The 15651-nt window shown below is 41.1% G+C and carries 25 protein-coding genes; 8 read left to right on the forward strand and 17 right to left on the reverse strand.

From position 1 onward, the window contains the following. Nucleotides 1-3 precede the first annotated feature (3 nt). From H6G96_RS35390 to H6G96_RS35450, 13 genes are all read right to left on the reverse strand, one after another. Nucleotides 4-141: a hypothetical protein gene (locus tag H6G96_RS35390; protein WP_190918496.1), complete on the reverse strand. Its 138-nt coding sequence runs from the start codon at nucleotides 139-141 to the stop codon at nucleotides 4-6. 62 nt (nucleotides 142-203) lie between these two features. After that, nucleotides 204-464: a hypothetical protein gene (locus H6G96_RS35395; protein WP_190918498.1), complete on the reverse strand. Its 261-nt coding sequence runs from the start codon at nucleotides 462-464 to the stop codon at nucleotides 204-206. Nucleotides 465-599: 135 nt separating this feature from the next. Then, entirely contained in the window at nucleotides 600-878 is a 279-nt protein-coding gene (locus tag H6G96_RS35400) for a hypothetical protein (protein WP_190918500.1), read from the reverse strand. 18 nt (nucleotides 879-896) lie between these two features. After that, entirely contained in the window at nucleotides 897-1124 is a 228-nt protein-coding gene (locus H6G96_RS35405; RefSeq protein WP_190918502.1) for a hypothetical protein, read from the reverse strand. 14 nt (nucleotides 1125-1138) lie between these two features. Beyond that, nucleotides 1139-1312, reverse strand: coding sequence for a hypothetical protein (locus tag H6G96_RS41890; protein ID WP_242063542.1), 174 nt, complete (start codon nucleotides 1310-1312; stop codon nucleotides 1139-1141). Between the two features lie 166 nt (nucleotides 1313-1478). Beyond that, a complete protein-coding gene (locus H6G96_RS35415; RefSeq protein WP_190918504.1) occupies nucleotides 1479-1679 on the reverse strand; it encodes a hypothetical protein in 201 nt (66 codons plus the stop codon). A 40-nt stretch (nucleotides 1680-1719) separates the two neighbouring features. After that, nucleotides 1720-2010, reverse strand: a complete 291-nt coding sequence (locus H6G96_RS35420; protein ID WP_190918506.1) for a hypothetical protein — start codon at nucleotides 2008-2010, stop codon at nucleotides 1720-1722. Nucleotides 2011-2248: 238 nt separating this feature from the next. Next, nucleotides 2249-2509 (reverse strand): hypothetical protein, encoded by a 261-nt coding sequence (locus H6G96_RS35425; protein ID WP_190918509.1) that lies wholly within the window; start codon nucleotides 2507-2509, stop codon nucleotides 2249-2251. A gap of 26 nt (nucleotides 2510-2535) precedes the next feature. Further along, nucleotides 2536-2763, reverse strand: a complete 228-nt coding sequence (locus H6G96_RS35430; RefSeq protein ID WP_190918511.1) for a hypothetical protein — start codon at nucleotides 2761-2763, stop codon at nucleotides 2536-2538. Between the two features lie 2 nt (nucleotides 2764-2765). Continuing rightward, complete coding sequence (locus tag H6G96_RS35435; RefSeq protein ID WP_190918513.1) at nucleotides 2766-2975, reverse strand: hypothetical protein; 210 nt, start codon at nucleotides 2973-2975, stop codon at nucleotides 2766-2768. A gap of 68 nt (nucleotides 2976-3043) precedes the next feature. Beyond that, nucleotides 3044-3463, reverse strand: coding sequence for a hypothetical protein (locus H6G96_RS35440; protein WP_242063543.1), 420 nt, complete (start codon nucleotides 3461-3463; stop codon nucleotides 3044-3046). Between the two features lie 278 nt (nucleotides 3464-3741). Beyond that, nucleotides 3742-4308 carry a hypothetical protein gene (locus H6G96_RS35445; RefSeq protein WP_190918515.1) on the reverse strand — a complete coding sequence of 189 codons (567 nt, stop codon included), beginning with the start codon at nucleotides 4306-4308 and terminating at the stop codon, nucleotides 3742-3744. 153 nt (nucleotides 4309-4461) lie between these two features. Next, nucleotides 4462-4611, reverse strand: coding sequence for a hypothetical protein (locus H6G96_RS35450; protein ID WP_190918517.1), 150 nt, complete (start codon nucleotides 4609-4611; stop codon nucleotides 4462-4464). A gap of 419 nt (nucleotides 4612-5030) precedes the next feature. Between H6G96_RS35450 and H6G96_RS35455 the strand changes: the two genes are divergently transcribed. From H6G96_RS35455 to H6G96_RS35480, 6 genes are all read left to right on the forward strand, one after another. Then, nucleotides 5031-5297: a helix-turn-helix transcriptional regulator gene (locus H6G96_RS35455; protein WP_190918519.1), complete on the forward strand. Its 267-nt coding sequence runs from the start codon at nucleotides 5031-5033 to the stop codon at nucleotides 5295-5297. A gap of 68 nt (nucleotides 5298-5365) precedes the next feature. Then, on the forward strand, nucleotides 5366-6076 hold the full coding sequence (locus H6G96_RS40840; protein ID WP_199339837.1) for a BRO family protein: 711 nt from the start codon (nucleotides 5366-5368) through the stop codon (nucleotides 6074-6076). Nucleotides 6077-6215: 139 nt separating this feature from the next. Next, nucleotides 6216-7316, forward strand: a complete 1101-nt coding sequence (locus H6G96_RS35465) for a helix-turn-helix domain-containing protein (RefSeq protein ID WP_190918521.1) — start codon at nucleotides 6216-6218, stop codon at nucleotides 7314-7316. Between the two features lie 20 nt (nucleotides 7317-7336). After that, the gene (locus H6G96_RS35470; RefSeq protein WP_190918523.1) at nucleotides 7337-7861 is read left to right on the forward strand and encodes a hypothetical protein; all 525 of its coding nucleotides are present in this window, start codon (nucleotides 7337-7339) and stop codon (nucleotides 7859-7861) included. A gap of 143 nt (nucleotides 7862-8004) precedes the next feature. After that, complete coding sequence (locus H6G96_RS41895; protein ID WP_242063544.1) at nucleotides 8005-8811, forward strand: DUF488 domain-containing protein; 807 nt, start codon at nucleotides 8005-8007, stop codon at nucleotides 8809-8811. Nucleotides 8812-8897: 86 nt separating this feature from the next. Next, nucleotides 8898-9119 (forward strand): hypothetical protein, encoded by a 222-nt coding sequence (locus H6G96_RS35480; protein WP_242063545.1) that lies wholly within the window; start codon nucleotides 8898-8900, stop codon nucleotides 9117-9119. An 18-nt stretch (nucleotides 9120-9137) separates the two neighbouring features. Here the strand turns inward: H6G96_RS35480 and H6G96_RS35485 are convergent, their stop codons facing one another. Next, nucleotides 9138-10367 carry a Hint domain-containing protein gene (locus H6G96_RS35485; protein ID WP_190918525.1) on the reverse strand — a complete coding sequence of 410 codons (1230 nt, stop codon included), beginning with the start codon at nucleotides 10365-10367 and terminating at the stop codon, nucleotides 9138-9140. 333 nt (nucleotides 10368-10700) lie between these two features. On the opposite strand from H6G96_RS35485, the gene H6G96_RS35490 reads away from it, so the two are divergent. Further along, nucleotides 10701-11096: a hypothetical protein gene (locus tag H6G96_RS35490; RefSeq protein ID WP_190918527.1), complete on the forward strand. Its 396-nt coding sequence runs from the start codon at nucleotides 10701-10703 to the stop codon at nucleotides 11094-11096. Nucleotides 11097-11208: 112 nt separating this feature from the next. On the opposite strand, the gene H6G96_RS41900 is transcribed toward H6G96_RS35490, so the two are convergent. The 3 genes from H6G96_RS41900 to H6G96_RS42635 all read right to left on the reverse strand — a co-directional run bounded on the left by H6G96_RS41900 (nucleotide 11209) and on the right by H6G96_RS42635 (nucleotide 13380). Further along, nucleotides 11209-11676, reverse strand: a complete 468-nt coding sequence (locus H6G96_RS41900) for an amino acid permease (RefSeq protein WP_242063546.1) — start codon at nucleotides 11674-11676, stop codon at nucleotides 11209-11211. 102 nt (nucleotides 11677-11778) lie between these two features. Beyond that, complete coding sequence (locus H6G96_RS41905; protein WP_242063547.1) at nucleotides 11779-12657, reverse strand: APC family permease; 879 nt, start codon at nucleotides 12655-12657, stop codon at nucleotides 11779-11781. A 591-nt stretch (nucleotides 12658-13248) separates the two neighbouring features. Further along, nucleotides 13249-13380, reverse strand: a complete 132-nt coding sequence (locus H6G96_RS42635) for a hypothetical protein (protein WP_277933044.1) — start codon at nucleotides 13378-13380, stop codon at nucleotides 13249-13251. Nucleotides 13381-13547: 167 nt separating this feature from the next. Between H6G96_RS42635 and H6G96_RS35500 the strand changes: the two genes are divergently transcribed. After that, complete coding sequence (locus H6G96_RS35500; RefSeq protein ID WP_190918530.1) at nucleotides 13548-15521, forward strand: calcium-binding protein; 1974 nt, start codon at nucleotides 13548-13550, stop codon at nucleotides 15519-15521. The last annotated feature ends 130 nt before the right edge of the window (nucleotides 15522-15651 follow it).

The following is a 15651-nucleotide window of genomic DNA, read 5'->3' on the forward strand; positions in this document are numbered from 1 at the left end:
TAGTCAAATCCGTGTCAATAGTCTCAAAAAGATAGTCAATATCCGCGTCATATCAGTAGCAATATCTGTATCAGTGTCACTGTCAATATCTGTATCAATATTGATATCCATAAGCGGTAGCTGTTGACTGTCTCTTAACATTGTTCTTCTAAAATAAAAAACTGCACAAGGCGGTTCAAGGTACTGAGTTGTCAACTTTGTTGTCAACTTTGTTGATTGAAAGCTTTAAAATGTTTGCTAGGATATCTCCCTTCTTTCAACCATCTATTATGGTGTATTGCAGCTAGCGCTCTTACTCTTGAAGATGGTTGACGATGAGTTTTAGAAGATTTTCTACAAGCGTACGCTGTCATTGTTCTTGCTCTAATATTCAAATATTCTGAAGCTTGCTCATAACTTAATCCCCAAATTTCACAAAAAACTAATGGGTCAAGTTCTTTGATTTCTTCAGTTTGTGCGCTCATACTTTTAGCTCAAAAGTTAAGTTTTGGGGTAACTGCCATTTCTAGCAGGAGCGATCGCCTTCTTTGTCTGGTGGCGATCGCTTTAATTTATGCTTGGCTCTTTTATATGAACTGGGCAAATGATTTCCCGTATGGTCATTTTGAAGCTTGGCTTTGTTTAACCAACACTGAACGCAAGTACTGCCGACAAGCTGCTTCTCCCTTATAAATTAGAATCCGCAGCGCCTGTACTTCCTGTATTGGAGAAATACAAATCTCAGCGATGGCTGGAATTAAATTCTGTTGCTTCTGTACATAATCTTGATGCTGCTGCTCCAACACAGCAATCTTGGAGTTTAGCTGCTGTATCTGCCGCAATGCTTGCGTCAGGGACGATTCTTTATTTTGAGAGCGATTATCCAGAGTTAACGTCATTTTCTTACTCCTCTAAATTTAGATTCTTTCTGTTTGCTGTTGAGTCGCCTGCTGTACACAATCAATTGCATCCACTATTTCTCCCAAAACATCGAATGCGTCATTTAGCACCACATCGTTTGATGTAGAAAAATGCTCTGACGATTGAAGCCTACGATAATCCTTACTACTTCCCACAAGCCGCAACGTATATTGACATCCTTGTAAAATAGTCCGAATCTCTGCTGTGGTTAATTTGATTTCCATCGTTGTTTCTTACCCTAAAATTTATCTCGTTGAATGCTGAAGCTTGCTCCGATTAAAGAACTGCCTAAGAAGGCGGAAAAGCTGACCAACATAACTCCAAGACTTTTGTTTTTCTGGTATTGCCAACCAGAGATGATTATGTTGGGATTAGCATTTGTCTCAATAATCTCCAACCCCCAGCAAGCCATTGCTCCAACTCCTGAAAAGCCAGTCAAGAGCAGAGAGACAATTGCAGTTGTTTCTATGATGCGGTCAAAAAAATCCTGGGTTTGAATCTTTTTCTAGTACGGCGGCGAAGAACCATTTTACTCTTGTGGTCTAATTCAGGTTGGTAAATAGCTTGTTTGTGGTTAGTCATTTAGATTCCTCCAATTGAACATAGAAACCCGCACCTGTATTGGTAATCTTTACTTTTCTTTGATTAACTAACATTTGAATTACACTAAGACTAAAGTTGATACTGCACAATCGATCGCTACCACCACAACGACCGAGATATTGTAGGCACAGTGAAGACTGGTCAGTAGGGGTGGGGTAAGTGGACTTTCTTGGCATGATATTTTCCTTATTGGTACTATGAGAAGATATGATTGATTCAATTCAACTCAGGCAATTGTGCAAGCGCTCCCTCCATCCATGCTTGAATTGCTTCCATCTCAGAAACACCTCGTAATACAGCATCGATTACGTGTTTCTGATACGAGTTAACAGCATGATTAGGATGTCCAAACTTATTACCGGCCCAAGCCAAACACATAGTTTTCACTAGTTCATCAATTTGAAGAGAATCAAGCTCACTCGGACTTGTAACATTTCGAGAATGCAGCCATTCTTTGACTAAATCCAACGGATAATTTAAAAGTGTGCGAACTTCTTTGACTCGCAAATCTTTTGGGTTGATTGATGGTGGAGTTATAGCTTGTTTTGCTGGCTGAACTCTAGGCTGTTGATTGTCTTTGCGGGGTCTAATATTATTTTGTGGTTGTTCTGTCTTTTGAGGAGTAGCTGCACCTTCAGCATCATTTATAGTGAGGATTAGTACCGTCTTTTTGAATGGGGTTAAACTCTGCCTTTGCTTTAATTAGAGCTTTGATTAATTCTTGCATTGTCTAGCTCCTCTCATCTTACCAATGGCTTTCGTTGACATCACCAGACACTTTTTTGCTAGATTTAGCCTTAGTAATCTGAAACTCTGAGGCTTTTAGTACAGGCATTGCCGCTTGTTTTACCGAAGTTTTAGCTTGATGATAGAGGAATTGGGTTATTCCATCCGCGTCTTCCCCATCCTCGACTTGCGCCCATAAGGAACAACCCAGTTCCAGTGATTCATAGCCGCCAAGATTAAATTTCCTAGAGTAGCTAACAGATACAGTGGTGAATTTCATTTTTTGGGATTACTAAACTTTGGTTGTCAATTTTCTTCGTTAGTATCAATCATTTCAATGCTGAGTATTTGACATAAATCACTAGCTTTTACACCGATAATTCCTGGCTCTATTTCGGTAGATAATTCTTCTATGATTGAGTGAAATCCAGGGTCTTCATCATTGATTTCTACTTCAATCAGACCTGCTTTGTTTGATATAACAGTTGCCCAACTTGGTAAAGCTTGAGGAACACTGGTTGCATAGAATTTCATAATTATGATTCCTGATTAAGCTTGACTTCAACGATTTCTTCCACGCAACCCATTGCCTCACCTAAGTAATGCAGAACATCGGCTAAGTGAGTCGCTGCTTCTGGGTCAATTTTCTTGTCCGCAATCAACAAAAGCCAATTTTCGTTTTGGGCAATCGCCTGAATCTTCAGATAGCACGAGTTAAATTCTTGTAGGATTTCTATGGGTAACATTGTTATATTTGTGGAACTAAGTAAAATAGTCTGATTGAGGAAGTGGGCAGCAACGCCCACCCCTTTCCTTACACTGCAACTAAATCTTTCGCTTGTGGAACGTGTTTCTTTAACCGTTCCCATTCGTCACTTGTCAGCGCATCAAATTCTTTATCGAGTAATTCCTCTTCCGTGGGTGGTTGTTCCGTAGCCATTGTTGATATCCTTGCCACGTTCAGAAATTTATCCAATCCAACTGCTGCATCAATCGGCTCGGCGTATCGAAGAGAATCCACTCCGTTAGACCAGTGGGTAATATGCTGAAATATCACCCCAATCATTGAATCAGCCTTGTACACTCGATAATTTCTGGGGCAAGCTCCGTTAACGTAAACCAGATTGTATCCCAGGATTTCCATGACCTCTGCGTTAGGGTCTGTTGGAGGTAACAGAATTCTCTCTCTTGGATCATCCAACTGGGCTTCTTGAAGAGAAAATGTGGTAATCATATTTCCTGTGCCATGATGATTTCAATTGTCTAAATTTCGGTTGAGCGGCGATTGCATAACTCTATGGCTGCAATCGCCTTTTTCACTTTTAGGGCTATAGATTTCTTAAACCTCTGCATTCGCATCTGTAGCAGATAGGAGAATTTTCTCTTGACAGTCACCACTTGAAGTGCAGTGTTACTTGCTGTACTTTATGTCATGATTATATTTATTCGAGATTAAACTCGTTGGCGATTGCAATTCTTTTGGTGTGCAATCGCCTTTTCTGACTTCAGCAACTAAGCCGCTACTACCGCTCGGACTCCCAACGACGCAATCACTTGTTCTGCACTAGGAGCCACACGATTGAGTCCGTACTGTCTTGGTCTTGCGTACCACGCTTGTTGATTGCACCCGACGAAGCCGACAAAGCGCCCGTCTTGGTAGAGTTTGGTGCTGAAAGATAGCCAATCAATTTCGCCGTGATATAGACCAAAAACAGTGCAGGCTTTTTCTAGTTCATCGCTTAGGCGTTCGTTGCGTTCCCGTGGTGTTTCGGGTAATGTGGCTTTGACTTCTGCAACTCTTGTAGCGAACCAGTCCCTATCAAATGGCAGCCTTCCGCCTTCCACGAACTGCACCCATACCGTGATTCCGCCTTCAATCCAGATCGTGCGAACTGATTCGGGTTGGACTTCGATAATCTCGCCAATGATGTGGCGGTCTCTGCTGGTGAGAGGATCTTGGGTTGGGGCTACAGCTTCGGCTTGGGATTCGAGGTGGGTGTCGAGTTCTGCTTGGGCGAGGGCTTGCTCATCACGAAAAGAACTAGGAATTTCTTGCTGTGTATGTGTTGCATAGTTCATAATGTAAATCTCCTTAATCGGGGAAAAGGCGATCGCAAACTTTCCAGGGTGGGCGGTCGCCTTTGTTATATGTGCAAACAACGTTGTGGTTTAGCACAACGCTCTCTTTCTTGATTTGGCGTAGCCATCTACAGCTAGTTGCTAAGAGCATTATCAAGACAGCAGACGGACAGCATCAGGGGATGTGTAAGGAAGTGCTGTGTTCGGAAGAGGACACTCTACTAAATTCAGCTTTGCTGTAAAATCTTTGATTTCTAGACGAATGGCACTAAATAACCAGTTTTTTAAGACTTGGTAGGTCATCGAGATCATCTTCGCTGGCTTGAGCATTACAAGTTTGGCTTCCGGCTACTAGTCCCGGTGGCACTTGGTTTTGTGGTTGATTGAAATTAGTTAAGTTTGGTAATTTGCAAACCCTTTTTGCGTTTGGGTGCAGGCGGTTGCATTTCCTTGCCCTTACACCTATAATATAAACCATCAGCTAATGGTTGTCAACTGTTAAGAACATCATTTTTGCGCTTGATTTTTATAAACCATCAGCTTATGATTTATAGCAGATAGCTAATATTTTGATGCTTTAGCTAAAGGAGGTGAATTCAGTAGCAGTTCTTGCCTTGGCATCATTATTAATCTCTGAAATTCCATAAACCATTAGCTGTCAGTTGTCAACCAACAACTAATAGTTAATGCTTCAATCAAAGGAGGTGAATTAGGAGATGGAAGTGAAAGTAACGATTACGATTGATGTTCCAGGGTTAGAGAATGATTTAGCTGAGGCAATGAAGCAGAAGGGTCTATCTTTTCAAAAACTTGGTGAAGCTGCTGGTGTTACAGGTACGGCTGTCTGGCAAATAACCAGCAACAAGAATAAATCTATTAAGGTGGAAACTCTCGGCAGAATAGCTAAGGTACTGGGAATTGAGTGTCAACCCAATATAGAATCACTTGCGATTGAAGAGGTTAAAAGTGCATTTGGCGAAACCTCCTAACTAAAAGCGATCGCCCACCGTCCAAAGTTAGCGATCGCCCCAACTAAACCCTGAAGAAAGGAATAGCTATGTCTAACCTATCAGTTTTTAGCTTTGAGTCTCAAGAAGTTAGATTTGTTGGTACAGCAGAAAAGCCAGAATGGATAGCTGCTGATGTGTGTGCTTGTTTGCAAGTAAGGGATACAAGTAAAGCACTAGAGACTTTAGAGCCATCCGAAAAGGGTACGAAGAATGTTCGTACCCTTGGTGGTGAGCAAGAAATGCTAACTGTCAATGAACCAGGGCTTTATCGTCTTGTATTTAAATCCCGTAAACCAGTTGCCAAACGTTTCCAGTACTGGGTGTTTCATGAAGTCCTGCCCTCTATTCGTAAAACAGGTGGATACTCGGTTCCCCCAGGAACCATGACCCAGATTCAAATCCTTGCTGCAATGGCCCAACAGATGGCAGAACAAGAGCAAAGGCTATTGGAACAAGAACGCCGTCAAAACGAAGTACTGGCAAGACTAAAAGCGGTTGAAGTTGAGCAAGATCGATTCAATAGCCCATGTGGTCACAAATACAGCGTTATGGGTTTTGCTAAACTTCGAGGACTTGAGATATCACTCTCACAAGCCGGCAGCAAGGGAAAGAAAGCTAGCGCGTTATGCCGCAAGCAGGGGGTAGAAGTAGAACAGATACATGACCCAAGGTTCGGCTATGTAGGTTTATACCCTGAAAGCCTTTTAGATCAAGTCTTTTCTAGCAATTCAAAAGATAAAGTGATCGCTCGGCACTAAACAAGGTGCGAAGTAGTTTTTAAGGAAGCATATTCACAAATAATTCAGGGTTTTAACTCGGTGGAGTATTAAGTCTGCACCGTCAATATTTTCATGCTCAAAGTCCGAAGAAGTATGAGAACAAAGCATAGAGGGGAAAATGAGTAATTCTGTTGTATGCAATCGCAGTGATTTTGCAATAGTCGTTCCATCGTTTCTAGACGACTATGGGCTTAATCCCCAAGAATATCGTTTGTATGGACACATAGTTAGACGAGCAGGGAAAGACGGATGTTTTGAATCAATTCCTAACATGGCAGCAATCTGTTTAATGAATGAAAAGACTGTCAGAAAAACCCTACAAATCTTGATTACGGCTAGGTTTATCAAAATAGCCCAAGAACGAAAAGGGAAAACCACAATTTATGAAATCACACATCATTCGCAATGGATGGCATCAAAACATCTAGAAAAAATCAGACAACAAATCACTGATGGTAAATCAGGTAGTACCAAATTAGGTGGGGGTAGTGATACCAAATCAGGTAGGGGGGTGGTACCAAATCAGGCAGGGGTAGTGGTACCTGAAATGGTAGGAGTACCCCTACCTGAAATGGTAGACGAAGGAATTACCATTAAGGAATTACCAATTAAGGATCTCCCTTTAAGGGATCTCTCCTTTAATCCCTCTCAAACTGACATCGACTCACAAGAAAGAAAAGAAAAAAGAGAATTTGGATTTCAAGTTAGAGAAGAACCCAATTCAAGTTTCTCCACTTTGTTGCCAAAAAAATCTGAGACTACGCAACCAACAAGTCAGTCTCTCATGAAGGCAAATGTTCCGCCGCCACTGCCCGATCCATTTTTGAAAAATCAACGCAAAAAATCCAATGAGGTGATTTGGGATTGGCTACCAGATGGCCCCTGGCGTAATGAAGAGGGCAAGCTTGATGCAGAATTTCAAACTGCCCTCGCTACTCGGTGGATGAAGGAGTATGGCGGGGACTTACACGCAAACAAAGCCAAGGTACTGAAACACTTCCGCAATGAGCCGACTAACTTAGCGATTGAGTGGGAATGGTATCAATCGACTTTCATCCATCGCGTTGTCAACATCCAAACCCGCAAGGAGAACGGGCTAGACACCACCCAAGATGAGGAACAGATAGCGCTTCAAGCTAGAGCAGCAATACCATTACCTCAATTCGTACGTGTAACGCAAACACCCACGTTAACCAAAATGGTAGAGCAAGTAGCGTAGAGCAAGTAGCAGACTATGCCTTGCCTACTCTAATTTCTCAAGAGCCACCCAAAGATGAATTTGGTTGTATTAATCCTGGGGCTTATTTGAATACACCAAAACAGTCAGACAGGGAATTTTGGGCGAACTTCACACCTCATGTTCTGCCAAGTCGCAAAAAATCACCTGTTGCATCCGTTCTAGAAACGGCAAAGACAGCTATCAAGGCTTTGGAAATTGAGAAAGTAGAGCAGTTGAGTGAAAAAGCTCCTGTGCGGGGAGCAGAGGAAAAGATAAAAGGGTGGAGAGATATTGCCTCCCATACAACTCCCGCAAATAGCTCTCTGCCTCTTGCCTCTTCTAAAAAGTTGACTGCGATCGCCGTTATAGTTCAGCCTCCAGTTTTAGATGAAGAAGCTGTACTACAAGATATGAGGAAATATCTTAATTGCGGCAGTGACGTATTGAGGCAAACCGCAATTGATTGGGCCTGCGATCCTGCTAATCAATGCGAACTCGTGATTGTGTCAGGACAAGTGGTTGATATCAAATGGGTTGACTTTTAAGCAGCAAACTCAATACTAGAGTGTCTTATGAAATACTACAAGCAGAACAAACACTTCCAAATTTGGAATTGTCAAGATATTCTGGGTGAACATAGTTCCCACCAGCTTATATGTCAAGAGGTAGTTATTGAGGAGAAAAAGGAGTGACTATTTTTACCTCTTACTATGCAGGAGAAATTAGAGGTGAAGCCGTCTCCATCTCTCTATATCCTCCAAAAGGCTTTCAAGGCAGGCATTTACCTTTATTTGCTCCAACGCCAGAGCTACTGAAATGGTGGAAGTCTTCAGCCTCAGATACTAATGCTGAACAAGAATACACCCGCCAATTCTACGAAATTTTGCTTTGTAGGCAGCAACTGATTGATATTTGGGTTGCAAAACAGCAGCAAAACTCACATGACATGACATTGTGCTGCTACGAAAAAACTGGCGATTTCTGCCATCGGCATCAAGTTGGACGTGAAGTTATCCAACGGTATCTGCCTAAACTTTGGGGCGGGGAAGTTGGGTTAGGAACTGTTACTAAGGAAAAAATGTCCACAAATTGTGGACAAAAAATCATACTCCCTACAACATATCCACCCCAAGTATTGAGTCTGATCGAGAAATCTCATAAGTTGGGGTATCCCGTAAAGTGTGATCGCTTAGAGTGCGGATACTACCAAGTTAACCTCAATGGAGAAGACTTAGGTGTGTGGTCAGAGTTGGGTGTGCTTGCTGTATTATCCGGGTTGCAAGAGAAGTTTTACCGTGAGCGTCTAATTCCGTCAGTGGCTATGGCTGCAAAAACAAGAGTTAAAAATAATCAGCAAGATATCAAGATGCCTTCGTGGGTTTTGGTTAGGGATAGTCAGCCAGAGGTTTTAGCTCCAGTGGGGCAGCTAGCAACAGAAGAGTTAAAGCCATCCCGTGCAGAAACACGTATTGTTGAGCAGATGAGTCTGCTTTGACTATTGTTCCGTCAAGCACTGATGAGACAAGTAAGATACTGCTCTGAAAGCACTTGTTCCGCGCCGCCTGTGCCAAATTCTGAAAAATGGTCACATGGGCGATTATTGCGCGGTCAAATCTGCGACCGGAGCGTATGCAAAAACTGATAGTTGCGGGGAATTCGGGGCAGAATCCGGGGTTTGACTTTTTGCAAGAGTGTTGGAATAATAATCCGGCTTTGCAGATTGTGATCAAAAAACTACTGGCGAAGTTTCCGCAGTGGGGGATTGCGATTGTTGATGGGGTGTTGGTGAAGTGGGAGAAGTAGCAAATGCGCCCGTCACTCTTACGAGGAAGTTATATTTACTAAGTACCATTTTCCTGATGAGTTTACACTGATATCCCAATACTCAGAAAACAAACGAGGAAAAGGCTCACCACTAAGCACATACCCTTCAGAAGAAATGACGAAATTGGTCATTTTACCGTTAACTTGAACCCGAAAAATGTGCTGATTATCTTCCTTTTTGTAACTAATGGGTGCAGCTTCAATAAGTTCAGGTTGATAAACAATATCAAAGGAAGCATTAAAATCTCGTTGAAATACATAGTACTGCAAGTAATAAAATGGGTTAGAAATATAATCAAGCATCTGCTCGAAGTTTTTCATAGTCCAGTCCATTTGGTACTGGATAAATAAAGAAGTGATTTTTTCAATTAATTGATCTTTACTAATTATTTGTTGATACTCTTGTTCATTTATTTCAAGTTGGATTGTAGTTTTGTTCCACTGTTCCTTATTTTTGGAATATTTTAGAGAATAACGATTAGTAAATTTTGGATTAATGTTTGTTGCAAATTCGATTAAGCCAGAGTCATTTGTAAATTCTTTGTTGAATAAATGGGTGAAATTATAAATTTCACGATAAAAAATAACGGGTAGCAATACAGCAAATAAGACCACTAGTATCAGTATATACTTAGGAAGTGTCTTTGAGTTGATTGGAGTGAATGAGCTATTTCCATTACCTCCTCGATAATAGCCACCTCCAGCGCTTCCAGTGCCTCCACCACCACCTTTGTTATGTACTAAAATGCCATTAGCATAAAAATTATGATTGGGATTCACAGATATAAGATTATAAACTGTGATATTTTCCTTAATATGATCAATATTGAAAATGAAAACCCTGGAATCCCCTTCCCCAATAAGCTGGTCGCCAATTTCAAGTTTTTGTGCTTGCTTTAACTTAACTCCTGTGTCAGTCTTTATATATAAAGGATGAGTTTCTGTTACTTCAATTTTGTTATTAATTAATAAATATTCATGTGATGTTAAGATTTTAATTTCTTCTATTTTTCCCATTTCAAGTTGGTGAGTTGTGAAGTTATAAGTAATAATACTGTCAGCTTTATTCAATTTTTCGATAGGTTTATGTCCCTGAGATGTCAAAACCGGAGTTCCTTGTGCAAAGCAACCTCCACGAGCATAAACAGGTTCGGTGATACAAAAAGCAATTAAGATTATTATTAAAAAAATTGAGATAGTTTTAATAAGGCGGCTTATGTTTTTCATGTTATCTTTCTAAAAATAAAAACAGGTAAATTTATCTCAGCCATTTAGGATAAGTAAATCAAATTTTAAGGAGTACATAAATATATCCACGCCCGGTACCTTGTATTTCTATTTGTTTTCATTAAGAATTATTTGGAGCAAAGCCATTAAAAAAACACCCTTTTCTTGAGGTTCCCAATCTATAGCCCAATCTGGCACTGATTTTTCCAGTTATCTCCTTGAGAATGGCCGCGCTCACACTTGTATCAAAAAACTGATTAATCTCTTGCTCACAAGTTCCTCACATTGTTTCTCTATCTTCAAACTAAACTCAGCCCAATTCACTTTTAGAAGATGGAATATCTTTACTATCTGGAGAATGCCAGCCTGATACTACAGTTGATTGAATACCTACATGATAGACCTCAACTTAAAGTCAGTTACGTCACTGTAATTAATACTATTGACCGCTGGGTGATGAGAGTCAGGCTAAAGCATCAACCCTCGCCGCAAGAAGATAGTAACTTCAGGTCAATCTTAAGTGAATTAGGAATCTTGTACTCACCACCAAAGCAGTTACAATTGGCACTTTGGAGTTTGGCTGGTGGAAAGTCCCCGGTTGAAGTCATGCGTCGCTATCAGGTTGCTGTAGTTTCTCATGGTCAGCCAAAAATTGAGGAGATAGAAGCATTCCGGCAACAGTTCATTAAAGGATTTGCTTACTGCCCACAAACTCTGGCTGGAAGTTAGCTACTCATCACGCCATGCTTTTAGTTTTCATTGATCGCGCACAGCACCTATCAAAATCTGTATGTTGACAAACATCGTCTGACCATCGAAGGAAAGCAGACCCTACCCAACATCACCCTCTTCTAAAAGCCTTTTGGATCAGAATTAGAAGCATTCCAATTCCTACAAACACAAGTGCTAAAATGTGACTTGCCCCAGAAGCAAAAGCAAACAAAACGAGATTGAGCAGTAACGCGATCGCCGGAACTATATAGGAAACCTGAAACCCGTTAGTTTCAACTTCTCGGCGTTTGATGAGTAGCAACGAAAGATTGACAAGGCAAAACATTGCCAGAATCAAGGTGGCAGTGGTTCCTGCTAAAAGTTGCAGTGTTCCAGAAAGCGCCAAAAAAATGGCAATTGGTAGAATGACCAGCAGCGTTCGATAAGGTGTAGCTCTGCGTTGATGTAATTTCCCTAACCAAGCACTTAGCAGTCCTTCACGCGACATCCCATACAACAGCCGTGATGCCGTGACAAAATTTAGCAGCGCCGTATTGAGTACGGCAAATAAGGGAACTCCAAAAAATAAGTTATCCAAATTTCTGGATTTTACTACGACTTTCCCTGCTCCCTGCTCCCTGCTCCCTGCTCCCTGCCTCTATAACGTTCGCGTAGCGTCCCGCAGGGATGGTATATTTTTTTATTTGGAAGTCCCTAAAGCAATAATCGTAAAAATGACCTGGGGAAAATTGGGCTGCGCTCGACGAACTACATCGAGTAATGGAGCACCTGAAGCAGCAAGCTCGGAGGGATTGAGTACCTCAACAGCAAGCCAGGAGACGAGTATATAAACTGCGCCTGCGATCGCCAAGGACAGTAAAATTGCCCTTGGCACGTTCCGTTCGGGATTTTTAACTTCCTCCGCAACATTGACAATATCTTCAAATCCAATAAAGGCATAGAAAGCCAGTGCCGCTCCCTGAACAACTGCGTTCCAACCTACGGCTGGCTCGTTAGCGACAGCAGCAGGATTAGCTGCACCGCCACCGCTCAAAAATAAGGTTGAAACCAAAATCACAATCAAAAGGCCGGAAACCTCGATAGATGTGCAAAAAATATTGAGAGCCGAGGACTCCTTCATGCCTCTGAAATTGACAAAAGCCAGTACTGAAAAAAGCACCAGAATAATTAGCCAAGCTGGAATTGCTGGTACAAAAGCGTTGAAATAGCCGGCAAATGCTTTCGAAAGCGTCGCCATCGAAACTAAGCATGTACAAAACATTAACCAACCGACCAATATTGAGAGCCAGTCGGTGCGAAATGCCTTATGGACAAAGTAGGCTACTCCACCGCTTTGTGGAAATCGGCTGCCCAATTCGGCGTAGCTTAAAGCCGTGAATGCCGCCACAATCATAGCACTCAAGAACGAAGCCCAAACCAAAGTGCCAGAAAGTCCGGCAATTTTTCCGATTACCGCATAAATTCCCGCACCCAAAATGTCACCCACTCCGTAAATCACTAGAGTTGGTAATCCAAAGACTCGCTTGAGTGAATCTGCTTCTAGTTCATTTGTTTTCATACAACGCTTGAGAATTTTTTACTCAAATGCTAACTTTCAAACATCTTTGTCCTGTTGATCAGAGCTATTTATTCTTGTTAGTAGTAGTATTGTCTCATCCATCGCGGCTTGCAAAGAAAGCAGGAAGCCAGAAGCACAACATGTCTTGGGATCTAAACAAACGCTGTACGCATCTAAGAATCACTCGTCAGTAGACCGAAAGGTTTTCCAGAAGCCTTAGGAGCGGTTCATTTGAGTTGAGGAACACAATCTGCCGTAATTTTGTTGGAGTCTGCTTTTCAAAGAATGGGCATTGTTAGTGGGTTAAGAATGCAGAAGCAAAACATCTATTTCGTCAAATGAAATTTGATTCATTTAGCACTCCAAAAGTTTGCTTTTCCTCTATATTTATTTCTGGCAACAGAGGCCAAATTTTATGCAAAAGAGTTTTTGTTGTTACAAAACTTTATATTTCCCGAATCTAAACTTTTGTAACAAAATCCAAATTTTGCAGAAAAGCCCACCTTAAAAAGCTGATAGATAAATAGAAGTACTTCAATACTTGTCTAATACTCCACTAACTGCTTTGCTCATTTTTCCAACTAACAGGAATTAAATACTAGGAAAAACAATGACAAAGATTTTAGCTATTGATACAGAGAAACAAGTCCGCAATATATTTTTAAAATGTTCGGAGTAAGAAGGGTTCGATGCGATCGCTGTAGAAAATGGTTTTGTAGACATAAGATATGATTGCATGAACTGCCTCAATTACCCAATTACTTCTCAGATGCTTTCAAGATATTGCTCCCAAGCCAATTGTTCAGCATTACAACGAGTGAAAACTGACAAAATCAAATCAGGAACATGGTGGATGCCATGTCAAGTTATTTATTCAGGAATATAACTTTATGACCTCAATCACAACTTATACTTACGATGCTGTTGGTCAACTTATATCTGAAAATATAGACAACAACAGTGATGGGACAATGGACTCAGTTATTACCTACAGCTATAAGCAGACCTCCGAAAGCTATGACAACAACCTTGACGGCATAGCTGATTCTGTTGGCGAAATCTATACCTATGATGGCAACGGCAACCTGATATCCAAGGGTGTTGACGACGATGACGACGGCATAATTGATAGAAGAAGTTATACCGCTACTTATGATGCCAATAGCAACAAGATATCCGAAAGCTATGACGCCAACGGTGACTACCAATCTGATGTATTCAGAAGGTTTGCTTATAATGGCAACGGCAACCTGATATCTTCTACCTCGAGCGGTAGCAGCGACAGCGGCGGTATATTTGAGCGAGTGGTTACCTATACTTATGATACTAATGGCAAAGTAATATCCGAAAGCGAAGACAACCTCTACGAACCTGATAATGTAACTATCTATACTTATGATGCCAATGGCAACCAGACATCTGCTAGCTATGATACTAACGTTGATGGCATAGCTGATTATGCTAGAACCTATACTTATGATGCCAATGGTAACCAAACATCCGATAGCTATGACTACAACCTTGACGGCATAGCTGATTCTATCGACACCTATACTTATGATGCTAATAGCAACCAGACATCCGAGAGTGTTGACTACAACGGCGACGGTATTGCTAATTCTATCAAAACCTATACTTATGATGCCAATGGCAACAAGACATCCGAAAGCTATGACAACAACGGCGATGGCATCGCTGATGTTGCCAGAACCTATACTTATGATGCCAATGGTAACCAGACATCCGAAAGCTATGATAACAACGGCGATGGCATAGCTGATTCTATCGACACCTATACTTATGATGCCAATGGCAACAAGACATCCAAAAGCTATGATAACAACGGCGATGGCATAGCTGATGTTGCTAGAACCTATACTTATGATGCTAATGGCAACCAGACATCCGAAAGCTATGATAACAATGGCGATGGCATCGCTAATTACACCACAATTTATAACTATGGACGCGCTACCGCCAGCTATGACTTTAACAATGATGATGTAATTGATGCGGTTGGTAGTTACATCTATGATTTTAGTGGCAAGCTGAAATCACAGGAGATTGACAATAATCGAGATAGCATCACTGATGAGGTGACTGCTTACAGCTACGATGCTAACAACAGACTAGCAGCACAGGTAGTTGACAAAAATAATGATGGCGTCGGTGACGAAATTACCAGTTACAACTATGATGTTAATAGCAAACTGACTACAGCAGATATTGACAATAACAGCGATGGTATTATTGATACAGTTGCCAGTTATTTATATGATGCCAATGGTCAACTGCTCAGTACAACCACCAACGATGCAAATGTACCGAATAAAACCCTATACGGTAGCAATGAAGATACACTTACTGGCGGAACTGGCAATGATCAAATTTTCGGGAAAAACGGCAACAATAAACTATTTGGATTAGCAGGAAATGACTTACTAGTTGGTGAGAACGGTAATGACATCCTCAACGGCGGCGCTGGTGGTGATATTCTTACAGGCAATAGTGGCACTGATAACTTTGTATTTAACAGCCTGAGTGATTCGCTGCTGTCTAGTTTTGATAAAATTACTGATGTAAACATCTCTGAAGACAAAATTGATGGTCTGAATGCAGTTTCAGCCGATAATTTTGTTCAACTTGGCAATGTTGTAAATCTGAATCTTTTCGATGTACAACAGATATTAACTGCAACTGCTTTTGTGGCTAAAGGTGCGGCAACTTTTACCCTTGGTACAGGCAATAATGGGCGGACTTTTTTGGCACTTAATGACAATATTAATGGATTTTCTGCCCTCAGTGATGCCGTGATTGAGATTAGTGGCTACAAAGGCAATTTAACTGACTTAGCCATTGTCTAAACCCAGAAATGTTGAATCCTAATACAAAACTTTACATATCTAGTTACACTAATTCTAAGAAGCCTAAAATAGTCAACATGACATCATCTCCTCAAACCAATGAACATAACTGATTTTCTGACACATACAA

This window comes from Nostoc sp. FACHB-892 (genome assembly GCF_014698795.1).
In the GTDB taxonomy this organism is placed as follows: domain Bacteria; phylum Cyanobacteriota; class Cyanobacteriia; order Cyanobacteriales; family Nostocaceae; genus Nostoc.

Excerpts from the sequence above, each read along its gene's own strand:
- H6G96_RS35440 (WP_242063543.1), bottom strand. The coding sequence starts at position 3,463 with ATGATTACCACATTTTCTCTTCAAGAAGCCCAGTTGGATGATCCAAGA.
- H6G96_RS35450 (WP_190918517.1), bottom strand. The coding sequence starts at position 4,611 with ATGACCTACCAAGTCTTAAAAAACTGGTTATTTAGTGCCATTCGTCTA.
- H6G96_RS35445 (WP_190918515.1), bottom strand. The coding sequence starts at position 4,308 with ATGAACTATGCAACACATACACAGCAAGAAATTCCTAGTTCTTTTCGT.
- H6G96_RS35425 (WP_190918509.1), bottom strand. The coding sequence starts at position 2,509 with ATGAAATTCACCACTGTATCTGTTAGCTACTCTAGGAAATTTAATCTT.
- H6G96_RS35485 (WP_190918525.1), bottom strand. The coding sequence starts at position 10,367 with ATGAAAAACATAAGCCGCCTTATTAAAACTATCTCAATTTTTTTAATA.
- H6G96_RS35500 (WP_190918530.1), top strand. The coding sequence starts at position 13,548 with ATGACCTCAATCACAACTTATACTTACGATGCTGTTGGTCAACTTATA.
- H6G96_RS41890 (WP_242063542.1), bottom strand. The coding sequence starts at position 1,312 with ATGGCTTGCTGGGGGTTGGAGATTATTGAGACAAATGCTAATCCCAAC.
- H6G96_RS42635 (WP_277933044.1), bottom strand. The coding sequence starts at position 13,380 with ATGTCTACAAAACCATTTTCTACAGCGATCGCATCGAACCCTTCTTAC.
- H6G96_RS35405 (WP_190918502.1), bottom strand. The coding sequence starts at position 1,124 with ATGGAAATCAAATTAACCACAGCAGAGATTCGGACTATTTTACAAGGA.
- H6G96_RS35490 (WP_190918527.1), top strand. The coding sequence starts at position 10,701 with ATGGAATATCTTTACTATCTGGAGAATGCCAGCCTGATACTACAGTTG.
- H6G96_RS35390 (WP_190918496.1), bottom strand. The coding sequence starts at position 141 with ATGTTAAGAGACAGTCAACAGCTACCGCTTATGGATATCAATATTGAT.
- H6G96_RS35415 (WP_190918504.1), bottom strand. The coding sequence starts at position 1,679 with ATGCCAAGAAAGTCCACTTACCCCACCCCTACTGACCAGTCTTCACTG.
- H6G96_RS35430 (WP_190918511.1), bottom strand. The coding sequence starts at position 2,763 with ATGAAATTCTATGCAACCAGTGTTCCTCAAGCTTTACCAAGTTGGGCA.
- H6G96_RS40840 (WP_199339837.1), top strand. The coding sequence starts at position 5,366 with ATGTCTAACCTATCAGTTTTTAGCTTTGAGTCTCAAGAAGTTAGATTT.
- H6G96_RS35480 (WP_242063545.1), top strand. The coding sequence starts at position 8,898 with ATGGTCACATGGGCGATTATTGCGCGGTCAAATCTGCGACCGGAGCGT.
- H6G96_RS35395 (WP_190918498.1), bottom strand. The coding sequence starts at position 464 with ATGAGCGCACAAACTGAAGAAATCAAAGAACTTGACCCATTAGTTTTT.
- H6G96_RS35435 (WP_190918513.1), bottom strand. The coding sequence starts at position 2,975 with ATGTTACCCATAGAAATCCTACAAGAATTTAACTCGTGCTATCTGAAG.
- H6G96_RS35400 (WP_190918500.1), bottom strand. The coding sequence starts at position 878 with ATGACGTTAACTCTGGATAATCGCTCTCAAAATAAAGAATCGTCCCTG.
- H6G96_RS41905 (WP_242063547.1), bottom strand. The coding sequence starts at position 12,657 with ATGAAAACAAATGAACTAGAAGCAGATTCACTCAAGCGAGTCTTTGGA.
- H6G96_RS35465 (WP_190918521.1), top strand. The coding sequence starts at position 6,216 with ATGAGTAATTCTGTTGTATGCAATCGCAGTGATTTTGCAATAGTCGTT.